Consider the following 12283-nt stretch of genomic DNA (forward strand, 5'->3'; position numbering starts at 1 on the left):
TGAGACTGGGAGACTGGGAGACTGGGAGACTGGGAGAAGGGGAGACTGGGCGCAGGTGTGAATTCATAATATCCATTTACTTGAATTATGAATCATATTTATAATCATACCGATTATAATATTATACTTTTCATTCAAATTCGTATGTACTTCTTCATTTATATACCCACATTCGAGTACAAAATCCAACCACACTTGAGTCTCTGCCGCTTCTCCTTCTGCATCTGAGAGCTTTGCTATAAAAGCTTTTTCATAGCGCCGTCCTCCATGCTTCAGCAATATTAGCAGAAACAGATCGTGATGAACGCTTTATTTGGTCTGTAAGAGAATATTTTTCTTCCTTGGGAAAGGAGATAGTAATTTGAAATACCTCCATCGCAAGGTCAAAAGAAAGCCTATAAACTTTCAAATCCCGGTGATCCTTTATTTTTTCCATTGCAAAACCTTTTTTGTTTATTATAAAAAATCACCCACTCTCCAAGTCACGAGACAAGTCTCCCACTCTCCTCGTCTCCCAGTCACCCACTCCCCAAGTCACCCCATCTCCCAGTCACACATCACCATCCAAATAGCGGATATTGCCGCATGGTGGCGTTCACCTTCTCGCGTACAGCAGCGATCGTTGCGTTATTGTCCGGGTTAGAAAGTACGGTATCAATCATTTCCACAATTTCGTCCATCAATTCTTCCTTCGCTCCACGGGTAGTGATAGCAGGTGTACCGAAACGCAGTCCCGATGTCTGGAAAGGAGAACGGCTGTCGAAAGGTACCATATTCTTATTCACAGTGATATCGGCTTCCACCAGTGCTTTCTCCCCTACCTTACCGGTCAGGTCGGGGAATTTGGTACGCAAATCCACCAGGATGAGATGGTTATCCGTCCCACCGGATACCACTTTATACCCTTTGTCTACAAATGCCGCTGCCATCCGGGCTGCGTTCTTCTTCACCTGCGCCTGATAGGTTTTATATTCGGGTTGCAACGCTTCGTAGAATGAAACGGCTTTCGCAGCGATCACATGTTCTAACGGACCTCCCTGCATACCGGGGAATACGGCAGAATCCAAAAGGGTCGACATCATCTTCACCTCTCCTTTCGGCGTGGTGATACCCCACGGATTCTCAAAATCTTTTCCCAACAGGATCACACCTCCACGCGGGCCTCGTAAGGTCTTATGGGTCGTAGAAGTAACGATATGCGCATGTTTCACCGGGTTATCAAGCAATCCGGCAGCGATCAATCCGGCAGGGTGTGCCATATCTACCATAAAGATGGCACCAATCTCATCGGCCACCTTGCGGATACGGGCATAATCCCACTCGCGGGAATAGGCAGAAGCACCGGCAACGATCAGTTTTGGCCTTTCCCTGCGCGCGGCCTCTTCCAACTGGTCATAATCAACCTGCTGGTTATCTTCCCGTACATTGTATTCTATCGGTTGGAACATCAGTCCTGAGAAATTGACCGGTGATCCATGGGTCAGGTGACCACCATGTGACAGGTTCAAGCCGAGGAATTTATCACCCGCTTTCAGACACGCCAGAAATACCGCGGCATTTGCCTGAGCACCGGAATGGGGTTGCACATTGGCCCATTCGGCTTCGAACAACTCTTTCAACCGGTCGATGGCCAGTTGTTCACTCATATCCACCACTTCACATCCGCCATAATAGCGTTTTCCGGGGTAGCCCTCAGCATATTTATTGGTTAATACCGATCCCATAGCCTGCATCACCTGGTCACTCACAAAATTTTCGGAGGCAATCAGTTCAATACCTTTCAACTGCCGCTCACGTTCTTTCCCAATGATCTCTGCGATCTGCCTATCCTGATTCATTCAAATAATTTTTAAAAAGAACAAAATTAAGTGCAAATATAGTGAAAGCCGAGAGAAAAGCCAAACTTGTTTGAGCTTTTACGAGGCGCATCCTATATTATGAAAATATAGTGAAAGCCGAGGGAAAAGCCAAACTTGCTTGAATTATTCCGTTAAGAGAGGGCAGAACGAGTTTACTCGTTTTGCCGAACGCAGGAATAATCTAATTTATTGAACTTTTCCGAGGCGCATCCTATATTCTATATTCTATAAACTTAGTCAAAAAAGTCGGGATTTTTTTATCCAAAGAAGTAAAAATATGAAGGGGAAAACATAAATAAATCGCCTAAAAAGAACCTAAACAAAATTAACTCGCTATATTTGTATTTTAATGTGCAATCATAATTCTATTAATCATCCCTAAATCATCAAGAAATGAAACGAACAATTTTTATCGTCATGCTGCTTGCCGCACTGACTTTCCAATCGGTAGAAGCCCAGGAGACCAATTATATTCATATTTCGGTCGATGCCGGTTTAGTGGCTAACTCAAAACAGGATAAAAAATTCGGGCTGGGCGGTACCATTGGTTGGCTTACCCAGGACAACCTGCTCTCACAGAATCCTAATAACTACCTCTCGTTAAGCGTGAAAGCTTTCAATAATCCTTACGGGGAGGGAAAACTCTTCTCCAGCATCAACAACGATGACAATGATGCTTTCAACTACATCATGCCGTTAGTAGGTTATCGTTTTACCAAGGAAGGTATTGCTGACGGTTTTTTTGTTGAACCGCGCATCGGGGCAGTATTCGGTGCCAGCAGTTATGCGGGATTTGCCTTTTCACCCCTGGCCGGTTATGCCGTACAACAATTCAATTTTTCCATATACTGCGATATGGGTTTTAGCGGTAAAGAGAGCGCCATTCTCAAAAAGAGTTTCTTCACACCGGGTATCAGTGTGGCATATAATATCCATCTGAATTAAGACTTTATAGACGGGTTGGTCATGGATAAAAACAGTAAAATTTATGTCGCCGGCCATCGCGGATTGGTGGGATCGGCAATCTGGCGGAATCTGCAATCGAAGGGATATACCCATTTAACCGGACAGTCACACCGGGAATTAGATTTGTTGGATGCCACAGCTGTTAAGTCCTTTTTTGACAGGGAAAAACCCGACTATGTAATCCTGGCAGCTGCATACGTGGGAGGTATTGTGGCCAACAACACCTATCGGGCCGATTTTATCTATCGCAACCTGCAAATCCAGAATAATGTAATAGGTGAGAGTTTCCGGCATAATGTCAGAAAACTACTTTTCCTTGGCAGCACCTGCATCTATCCCCGGGAAGCACCACAGCCAATGTCTGAAGAAGCATTACTCACCGGGCCATTGGAATATACCAATGAACCTTACGCCATTGCCAAGATCGCCGGACTGAAAATGTGCGAGAGTTTCAATATCCAATACAGTACCAACTATATAGCGGTGATGCCCACGAACCTGTACGGTCCCAACGATAATTTCGATCTGGAAAAAAGCCATGTCTTGCCCGCCATGATCCGCAAGATCCATCTGGCAAAAGCATTGATGAATGGCAACTGGCCTACCATCAGAACAGACCTTTCCATACGTCCGGTAGAAGGGATTACCAGCGATACTCCGCAGGAGGAAGTGGAGGACAAACTTCGTGAATATGGTATCAGCAAAGAGAGCGTTGAATTATGGGGAAGCGGGAAGCCATTACGGGAGTTTCTCTGGAGTGAAGATATGGCCGACGCCTCGGTTTATATCATGGAGAATGTGGATTTCCCAGATCTGGCAAAGGGCAAGACCGAAATACGTAATTGCCATATCAACATCGGAACGGGAAAAGAGATCAGCATCCGTGATCTGGCTGGACTAATCAAGGAGACGATCGGTTATGACGGCGAAATTGTTTTCAACAGTTCCAAACCCGACGGGACCATGAGAAAGTTGACCGATGTCTCCAAATTAAACGCATTGGGATGGAAACATACTATCGATATCGAAGAAGGAGTAAAAAAGATGTACGAATGGTACGTGCGATAATGGTTTTTTATATTACATTTTGAGAATGTAGGATGCACCTCGGAAATACTCAAACAAGTTTGGTATTTCTCTCGGCTTTCACTACATTTAAATAATGTAAAATGTGCCTCGGAAAAACTCAAGCAAGCTTGGTTTTTCGCTCGGCTTGTATTACATTTGTAAAGAGAAAACCATTAAAACGTCACTACTATGAATCTAAACAACTATCCAGCGGAACCTTTCCGTATCAAATCGGTAGAACCGGTAAGAATAATCCCGCGCGAGGAGCGGGAAAGAGTCATTAGAGAAGCAGGATTGAATACCTTCCTTATCCCGAGTGACGATGTCTATATCGACCTGCTGACCGATAGTGGGACCAATGCCATGAGCGACCGTCAATGGGCAGGCATGATGATGGGTGATGAAGCCTATGCAGGGAGCCGTAATTTCCTCCACCTCGAACAAACGGTACAGGAGGTATTCGGATTTAGACACATAGTCCCAACCCACCAGGGAAGAGGGGCGGAAAATCTGCTTTCCCAAATTGCCATCAAACCGGGACAATATGTGCCGGGAAACATGTACTTCACCACTACACGGTATCATCAGGAGCACAACGGAGGCATCTTTGTCGATGTTATCCGCGATGAAGCACATGATGCATCGCTGAGCATCCCGTTCAAGGGAGATATCGACCTGTACAAACTGCAAAAGCTGATTGATGAAAAAGGACCAGAAAACATCGCCTATGTATGTCTTGCCGTAACCGTCAACCTGGCCGGAGGACAACCTGTATCCATGAAGAATATGAAAGCGGTACGGGAACTAACTGCCCGCTATGGTATCAAAGTATTCTATGATGCCACCCGTTGTGTGGAAAATGCCTTTTTCATCAAGGAGCAGGAAGAAGGATACAACGACAAATCCATTCAAGAGATTGTAAGGGAGATGTTCAGTTATGCCGACGGATGCACCATGAGCGGAAAGAAGGATTGTCTGGTGAATATCGGCGGCTTTTTATGCCTGAACGACGACGAGCTTTTCTCGGAAGCAAAGGAGTTAGTGGTTGTATATGAAGGGATGCCGTCGTACGGCGGAATGGCCGGACGTGATATGGAAGCGATGGCAATCGGCCTGAAGGAATCGTTGCAATATGAATATATTGAGCATCGTATAAAACAGGTACGGTATTTGGGTGACAAGCTGCGGGAAGCAGGTATCCCGATGATCGAGCCTACCGGTGGGCATGCCGTATTCCTCGATGCCGCACGTTTTTGCCCACATCTCACGCAGGAGCAGTTCCCGGCACAAAGCCTCGCTGCCAACCTCTATGTGGAATCGGGAGTGCGCAGTATGGAACGGGGGATTGTTTCTGCCGGACGCAACAAAGAAACCGGTGAACATCACCGCCCCAAGTTGGAGACAGTACGTCTTACCATTCCCCGTCGTGTTTACACCTACCGCCATATGGATCTGGTAGCGGAAGCTGTTCAATCGCTCTACCGGAAAAGGGAGACCATCAAGGGGCTCCGTTTCGTCTATGAACCGAAACAGCTACGCTTCTTCACCGCCAGGTTTGAGGAGATAGATTAGAATCTTTGATAGGCTCCGCTGGCGATGTCATCGAGCCACTCCTGGTTCTCAATGTACCATAGGACGGTTTTCCCAATACCTTCTTCAAACTGGAGAGAAGGTTCCCATCCGAGTTCATCCTTGATTTTGGTAGCATCGATGGCGTAACGCAAATCATGTCCCGCGCGGTCGGTGACATAGGTAATCAGTTTTTCCGACGCACCCTCCTCACGTCCGAGCAAACGGTCCACTGTCTTGATGATTACCCGGATCAGGTCGATATTTTTCCACTCGTTGAAACCACCGATATTATAAGTTTCACCGGCCTTTCCTTTGTGGAAAATCAGGTCAATGGCACGGGCATGGTCCTCCACATAGAGCCAATCCCTTACGTTTTCCCCTTTACCATAGACCGGCAGGGGTTTATTCTGTCGAATATTGTGGATAAACAGCGGTATCAGCTTCTCCGGGAATTGGTTAGGTCCGTAATTATTCGAGCAATTGGAAATAACGGTAGGCAAACCATATGTGTCGTGATAAGCCCTGACAAAATGATCAGACGAAGCCTTCGATGCAGAATAGGGGCTATGCGGGTCGTAGCGGGTTTCTTCGGTGAAAAGGGTAGTATCGAATCCCAATGCTCCATACACTTCATCGGTGGAAACATGATAAAACAGCCTATCATCATAAGCTCCCTGCCAGTTTTCTTTGGCTGCCTGCAGCAAATTAAGGGTGCCTAATACGTTGGTCCTCGCAAATGAGAAGGGATCGGTAATCGACCGGTCGACATGACTTTCAGCCGCTAAATGAATCACATCGGTAATCTGATAGCGTGTGAATACCTCTTTCATTTTTTCGAAATCGCAGATATCCTCTTTCACGAACTTGTAATTGGATTTTCCTTCTATATCTTTCAGGTTCGCAGGATTTCCCGCATAAGTCAGTTTGTCGAGGTTGATGACTTGATAATCGGGATACTGATTAACAAACAATCGTACTACATGTGAGCCGATAAAGCCGGCGCCACCTGTGATCAGGATATTTTTTTTTGCCATGAATATAATAATTCTACCCCATCCGGGATTTTATTTTATAATTACAAATTAAGAATTAAGAATTAAGAATTAAGAATTAAGAATTAAGAATTACAAATTAGGAATTAAGAATTCACTGTTAACTCTTCATTTTTCACTCTTCATTTTTAACTCTTCATTCTTCACTCTTCACTCTTCATTCTTCACTCTTCATTTTTCACTCTTCATTTTTCACTCTTCATTCTTCACTCTTAACTCTTCACTCTTCACTCTTAACTCTTCACTGAAAAAAGTGGATTTCTCCGATCCTTTTCCGAAAGAATAATGTCTTCGGGAGACAAAAGCCAGTCGATTCCGAGCTTCGGGTCGTTCCAAAGGATGGCTCCTTCATAATCCGGCATGTAGTAATGGTCACATTTATACTGGAAAACAGCCTCTTCGGAGAGCGTTGCATAACCATGTGCAAAACCATGGGGGATAAAGAGTGATCGCTTATTATCTTCCGACAACTCAGTCGCCACGTGTTGTCCATAAGTGGGAGACTCCTTACGTATATCCACCACCACGTCCAGCACTTTACCTTTTACAACGCGTACCAGCTTAGCCTGTTCATAAGGAGGCCTCTGGAAATGCAATCCTCTTACTACACCATACCTGGAGCGGCTTTCATTATCTTGCACAAAAACGGTTTTAGATACTTTTTGTTCAAATTCTTTCTGTGAAAACGATTCAAAAAAATAGCCCCGCTCATCGCTAAACACCGTCGGTTCAATGATCACAATCCCTTTTATCTCCGTCTCTACTATATGCATATTTTTTCAAATTCAAGAATCAAGAACCAAGATTCAAGACTTTCAATTTCCCACTATCCCACTTTTTCCCACCTTATTTTATCAGCCCAAGCAAATACTGTCCGTATGGGTTATTCTTCATTGACGTTCCTATTTCCCTTAACTGTTCGTTGGTGATCCAGCCGTTCCTCCAGGAGATCTCTTCGAGACAGGAGATCTTCAACCCCTGTCGTTTCTCCAGCACCTCGATAAAGGTAGACGCTTCCGAGAGAGAATCGTGGGTACCGGTATCAAGCCAGGCAAAACCACGTCCAAAGAGTTGCATCTGCAACTGTCTTTCATCAAGGAAAGCCTGATTGACAGAGGTTATTTCCAGCTCTCCACGCGCCGACGGTTTGACCTGTTTCGCGATCCCGACAACCCGGTTAGGATAAAAATAAAGTCCTGTAACCGCCCAGTTCGATTTAGGTTCGGACGGTTTTTCTTCTATATTCAACACCCGACCATCTTCGTCCAGTTCTGCCACCCCATAACGTTCGGGATTGATCACGTTATAACCGAATATAGTGGCCAACGACTCTTTTTCGGCACACTCAACCGCTTTTTGCAACATAGCGGGAAATCCCTGTCCGTAAAAAATATTATCGCCCAACACCAGACATACGGCATCATCACCGATAAACTCCTCACCGATAATGAAAGCCTGCGCCAGTCCGTCGGGAGAAGGCTGTTCGGCATAACTGAAATGGACACCATAATCAGAACCGTCACCGAGCAACCGTTGGAATCCGGGCAAGTCAAGCGGGGTAGAAATAATAAGAATATCCCTGATTCCCGCCAACATCAACGCGGAGATAGGATAATAGATCATCGGCTTATCAAAAATGGGAAGCAATTGCTTCGATATCCCTTTCGTGATGGGATACAACCTTGTGCCGGATCCTCCGGCTAAAACGATTCCCTTCATACGCAATCCGGTTTTTCCACAAAGATAACAAAATATTTGTAGTTATTCGCTTCGCTGTTATTTCCCGCTTTACGGAATAACTCAATTACAATCGAATAACAATCGAATAACAATTGAATAACAATTGAATAACTACCGAATAACAACCGAATAACAATCGAATAACTACCGAAAAAGGTCAGGCCTCAGTTTCCTGGTCCGTTCCACTGCCTGCTCATGGCGCCATTCCGCTATTTTCCGTTCATGCCCCGAGAGTAACACTTCAGGTACTTTCCATCCGTTGTATTCAGCAGGGCGGGTATAAACGGGTGGTGCCAGCAGCCCATCCTGAAACGAGTCGGACAGGGCGGATTGCTCATCACCGATAGCTCCGGGGATAACGCGGACCACAGCATCCGCGATCATGGCGGCCACCAATTCTCCACCCGTAAGGACAAAATCACCGATGGATATCTCCCGCGTGACAAGGTGCTCCCTCACCCGGTAATCAACGCCCTTATAATGTCCGCAAAGAATGATGATATTTCCTTTCAATGAAAGCTCATTGGCCGTAGATTGGGTAAATTGCTCTCCATCGGGGGTAGTAAAAATCACCTCATCATAGTCGTGTTGCGATTTCAGATAATTGATAGCCCTGTCGATCGGCTCTATCTGCATGACCATACCGGCCTCTCCTCCAAAGGGATAATCATCTACCCGCTTATGTTTATCAAGCGTGTAGTCCCGCAGGTTATGCAGGCCGAACTCCACCAAACCTTTTTCCTGCGCCCGCTTCAGAATGCTGGTATGCAGTGCCCCTTCAATTATTTCCGGAAGGACAGTAATAATATCGATCCTCATACACTTTTAAAACTTTGTAGCGTAAAGATAATCAATCTTTATCAACTTCCTCCTTGTGCCGGGGCACCGCCTCCCTGAGAACCGCCATCCTGGTTTTGCAACACGTCGTCGTTACTGATCGTGCGCTGTACTTTTTTCATCGAGGCCTTCAAATCGCCAAAACGGTAAGTGACACTCAGGTTAATGCTACGCATAGGATTCAGGAATTTGTTCTTTTGTTTGAATCCTTCCCCGGTAGTCGTAGAAGAAAACTCCCTGTATTTGGAGAAAATACTTTGGGCATAAATAGAAACATCCAGTTTTTTGTTCAGGAGGCTCTTCATCACATTAAAATTGTAATGATAGAAGGCCGACTGCTTGGTCTGCAACTGCACACGGCTGGTAAACACTCCCCCGTTCGCCCCTACTCTAAGGTCCCTGGGAAAGGTGAATGTAAGTCCCCCGAATGCACGTCCGGAGAAGCCACTATTCCTTAGTTCACTGTTTTCCGTACTTTGGATATCGGTATAGTTGATTCCACCATTGAGATAAGTACGGATCATTTGGGTGGGGGTCCAACTCAAATAGACATTGGTACCCACCGTATGATTGCGTCCGATATTATCGTAGGTATTATGGGTTACCCCGTCCTTTATAAAACTGTAACTCGTCACCGCATTCTTCGCAAATGAATAGCTGACTGTGGCATTGAAATTGAGTTTCTGCGAAAAAGAGCCATAGTTGACATTGAAGTTGTGCTGCTGCTCGGCATCCAGGTTGGGATTCCCATAACTGATATTGTTCGGGTCGACATCATTGACATAAGGATTCAACACCCAGATTCCCGGGCGGGAAATTCGCATATTGTATCCTCCCCGCAGCGTACGGGTCATTCCCAACTGGTAGGAAATGGTGGCCGAAGGAACGAGATCGAAGAAATTGGTCTTGACAATCGTATCCTGGGCAACATTCATAAAATGGATATCCTGCTGGGTATGCTCCGCGCGCAACCCGACTTTCATACCCACCTTACCCGTTTTATAACCATAACCGGCATATCCCGAAGTGATATACTGCTGGTGCTCAAGGTCATTCTTCCGTCCCATATCGGGCTTCCAGGCACCTTCTTCCACATCAAAGAAAGTATGGTCACCCTCACTGGAATTATCCCTGAAAATATATTTCAACCCGGCCTCGATATTATGTTTGCCGTTGAGCGGATTCACATAGTCGACCTGTCCGGTATGCTCATTTCCTCCGGCATCATTCTTGCTCTTCTGCTTATATCCGTCAGGATAATAAAATGTATTTTGCTCATCTATCACATTTTCGTATGCACTCTCATATTCACTGTCGTTGGGATTGCGTTCGAAACGGTAAGAAACCGTCAACATTTCCCCCTTCCTTTTAAAGTTTCGCTGATAATCGGCCGACAGGTTCATTCCCCCGTATTGGGAGTTGCTGTTCGTCCGGGTATCATAGGAATAGGGACGCGCACCCTCGGAAATTGCTTTCTGGGCACCAATAGAATTGAATTCTCCTCCAAACCGGGATACCGACAGGTTGAACAAATTCAACGTGTCGGGCTCAAAACTAAGTGCCCCACTCAGATACAGTCCTTCTCCATCTCCTTTATTGGTACCATCGAGCGATAAGGTATTTACCGGATCGGTCTCTTCACGGTAGAAAGACGATTCGGACGCCGGACGCCTGAAATTATAATAGCCTGCATTTCCGGTAAACCCGAATTTGCCGTACTTGGTGGCCAGATAGGCATTTGCACCATAACCGCCAAAGGTATCTCCATTGACGCCCACAGAACCGGAATAACCATCATCGGCACGTTTGTCGGTGACAATATTGATGATGCCCCCTATTCCTTCGGCATCATACTTGGCACCGGGATCAGTAATCACCTCCACATCTTTCACACTGTTAGCCGGCATACTCTTCAGGACTTGCGACGGATTGGAGGAGATCATATTGGAGGGTTTCCCATTCAGGTATATCTTGAAATTGGTAGAGCCTTTCAGTTGGATTTCATCTTCCCCGTCCACCGTAACAAGCGGCACCTTGCGTAACAGGTCGAGCACGCTGGAAGTGGATGATTCCGGATCGTCTTTGGCGTTGTAGGTCAGCTTATCGATATCTACCTTCACCAGAGGCGCCTGGGCGGTCACCCTGATCTCATCGAGTTCGGTAGAACTCTCTGTCATCTCGATTTCTCCCATATCAAACGGAGTTGGCGATGAGCCAATCTCTACCGGTTTTTCCACCTGATCCATTCCCACAAAATAGAAAGTAAAGATATATTTTCCAGGGTCGAGTGTAGTAGAAAACGTGCCATTTTCCCGGGTTGCCAGTTTTTTTATCGCATTGGCCGGTGTGGCTTCACGGGCTACCGAAATGGTAGCATAAGGCAATCCGGCCTGATCGGACGCCGATATCAATTTTCCTCTCACTGTAACGGACTCAGCCCATAATGTTGTTGAGAACAAGATACTCAACAGTAAAACAAATGTTTGTCTCATACAATTACTTTATTTTTTTTCATTTCGGTATGTGGAACGCTTACTACGCACGTCTCATCGATGTTTCAAGTGGTTTTATTAATAAAGCGCTAAAAGTACACATTTAATTGAAAGGGCACCGAATAAAACAGCGATTGTTACGAAAATTTAGTAATAGCCTTTTTGTTTATATTTGATTTTTGCATATTTAAACATCAGAAAGCAATATTACCCTTGGATCCCTTCCTACTATTTTAAATTCTTTAGACTATTTGAGTCACTTGCTCCTCGATTGTTAATTGAGTCGCCTTCGCTCCTCCATTGTTAATTGAGTCGCCTTCGCTCCTCGATTTTCAATTCTACGCACGAATAGCCAAAACAAGTTTTACTGTCGGTAAATATTTACAGATCTCTTTTTAAGGCGAGGCCTATCATTATGATAAAAAACGTATCATAATGATAGACTTTTTTTTATATGTTTTTTGTTTATGCTAATATATTTCGCAGATTATCAACATAATATAAAACGAGGATGCGGTTTGGCATAGATATGGTATATAAAGAAGGGAAACAAAATAACTAAAGAGGTCTTCGTGTGACCTTCAGGTCATATGAAGAACCTGTTGTACTAATTTATTGTTGGGATACTTATGGGGTTTGAGCCTTTATTTGCATGTTTTTGATGGCATTGAGTGGTATCGCACGAAAGGAATATAAA

The 12283-nt window shown here is 45.1% G+C and carries 11 protein-coding genes; 3 read left to right on the plus strand and 8 right to left on the minus strand.

Annotated elements, in window-relative coordinates; all coding sequences use genetic code 11:
• Positions 1 to 63: 63 nt before the first annotated feature.
• From ABV001_RS05815 to glyA, 3 genes are all read right to left on the minus strand, one after another.
• Positions 64 to 279, minus strand: a complete 216-nt coding sequence (locus ABV001_RS05815; protein WP_323424218.1) for a four helix bundle protein — start codon at positions 277 to 279, stop codon at positions 64 to 66.
• Positions 251 to 436, minus strand: coding sequence for a four helix bundle protein (locus ABV001_RS05820; protein ID WP_352421930.1), 186 nt, complete (start codon positions 434 to 436; stop codon positions 251 to 253). The genes ABV001_RS05815 and ABV001_RS05820 overlap by 29 nt, the downstream gene beginning before the upstream one ends.
• Positions 437 to 557: 121 nt before the next feature.
• Positions 558 to 1838 (minus strand): serine hydroxymethyltransferase, encoded by a 1281-nt coding sequence (gene glyA / locus ABV001_RS05825; protein WP_352421931.1) that lies wholly within the window; start codon positions 1836 to 1838, stop codon positions 558 to 560.
• Positions 1839 to 2252: 414 nt separating this feature from the next.
• Here glyA and ABV001_RS05830 point away from each other — a divergent pair, with 414 nt between their 5' ends.
• The 3 genes from ABV001_RS05830 (at position 2253) to ABV001_RS05840 (ending at position 5465) form a co-directional block, all read left to right on the plus strand.
• On the plus strand, positions 2253 to 2804 hold the full coding sequence (locus tag ABV001_RS05830; protein ID WP_323424215.1) for a hypothetical protein: 552 nt from the start codon (positions 2253 to 2255) through the stop codon (positions 2802 to 2804).
• 21 nt (positions 2805 to 2825) lie between these two features.
• Positions 2826 to 3893 carry a GDP-L-fucose synthase family protein gene (locus tag ABV001_RS05835; protein ID WP_352421932.1) on the plus strand — a complete coding sequence of 356 codons (1068 nt, stop codon included), beginning with the start codon at positions 2826 to 2828 and terminating at the stop codon, positions 3891 to 3893.
• A gap of 189 nt (positions 3894 to 4082) precedes the next feature.
• Complete coding sequence (locus tag ABV001_RS05840; RefSeq protein WP_352421933.1) at positions 4083 to 5465, plus strand: tyrosine phenol-lyase; 1383 nt, start codon at positions 4083 to 4085, stop codon at positions 5463 to 5465.
• Here the strand turns inward: ABV001_RS05840 and rfbB are convergent.
• The 5 genes from rfbB to ABV001_RS05865 form a co-directional block, all read right to left on the minus strand.
• Positions 5462 to 6499 carry a dTDP-glucose 4,6-dehydratase gene (rfbB, locus tag ABV001_RS05845; protein ID WP_352421934.1) on the minus strand — a complete coding sequence of 346 codons (1038 nt, stop codon included), beginning with the start codon at positions 6497 to 6499 and terminating at the stop codon, positions 5462 to 5464. The two genes, ABV001_RS05840 and rfbB, sit on opposite strands and share 4 nt — an antisense overlap.
• A gap of 251 nt (positions 6500 to 6750) precedes the next feature.
• Positions 6751 to 7290: a dTDP-4-dehydrorhamnose 3,5-epimerase gene (gene rfbC / locus ABV001_RS05850; RefSeq protein WP_352421935.1), complete on the minus strand. Its 540-nt coding sequence runs from the start codon at positions 7288 to 7290 to the stop codon at positions 6751 to 6753.
• Between the two features lie 73 nt (positions 7291 to 7363).
• On the minus strand, positions 7364 to 8236 hold the full coding sequence (rfbA, locus tag ABV001_RS05855) for a glucose-1-phosphate thymidylyltransferase RfbA (RefSeq protein ID WP_352421936.1): 873 nt from the start codon (positions 8234 to 8236) through the stop codon (positions 7364 to 7366).
• 165 nt (positions 8237 to 8401) lie between these two features.
• Positions 8402 to 9076, minus strand: a complete 675-nt coding sequence (gene trmD, locus ABV001_RS05860; RefSeq protein ID WP_352421937.1) for a tRNA (guanosine(37)-N1)-methyltransferase TrmD — start codon at positions 9074 to 9076, stop codon at positions 8402 to 8404.
• A gap of 41 nt (positions 9077 to 9117) precedes the next feature.
• Positions 9118 to 11586, minus strand: a complete 2469-nt coding sequence (locus ABV001_RS05865; RefSeq protein WP_352421938.1) for a TonB-dependent receptor — start codon at positions 11584 to 11586, stop codon at positions 9118 to 9120.
• Between the last annotated feature and the right edge of the window lie 697 nt (positions 11587 to 12283).

The sequence above is a fragment of the Proteiniphilum sp. genome (genome assembly GCF_040307845.1).
Classification (GTDB): Bacteria; Bacteroidota; Bacteroidia; order Bacteroidales; family Dysgonomonadaceae; genus Proteiniphilum.

Bases quoted from the DNA above. Each gene is read 5' to 3' on its own strand.
- ABV001_RS05835 (WP_352421932.1), top strand. From the start codon at position 2,826: ATGGATAAAAACAGTAAAATTTATGTCGCCGGCCATCGCGGATTGGTG.
- ABV001_RS05865 (WP_352421938.1), bottom strand. From the start codon at position 11,586: ATGAGACAAACATTTGTTTTACTGTTGAGTATCTTGTTCTCAACAACA.
- rfbA (WP_352421936.1), bottom strand. From the start codon at position 8,236: ATGAAGGGAATCGTTTTAGCCGGAGGATCCGGCACAAGGTTGTATCCC.
- rfbC (WP_352421935.1), bottom strand. From the start codon at position 7,290: ATGCATATAGTAGAGACGGAGATAAAAGGGATTGTGATCATTGAACCG.
- ABV001_RS05840 (WP_352421933.1), top strand. From the start codon at position 4,083: ATGAATCTAAACAACTATCCAGCGGAACCTTTCCGTATCAAATCGGTA.
- ABV001_RS05830 (WP_323424215.1), top strand. From the start codon at position 2,253: ATGAAACGAACAATTTTTATCGTCATGCTGCTTGCCGCACTGACTTTC.
- rfbB (WP_352421934.1), bottom strand. From the start codon at position 6,499: ATGGCAAAAAAAAATATCCTGATCACAGGTGGCGCCGGCTTTATCGGC.
- trmD (WP_352421937.1), bottom strand. From the start codon at position 9,076: ATGAGGATCGATATTATTACTGTCCTTCCGGAAATAATTGAAGGGGCA.
- ABV001_RS05820 (WP_352421930.1), bottom strand. From the start codon at position 436: ATGGAAAAAATAAAGGATCACCGGGATTTGAAAGTTTATAGGCTTTCT.
- glyA (WP_352421931.1), bottom strand. From the start codon at position 1,838: ATGAATCAGGATAGGCAGATCGCAGAGATCATTGGGAAAGAACGTGAG.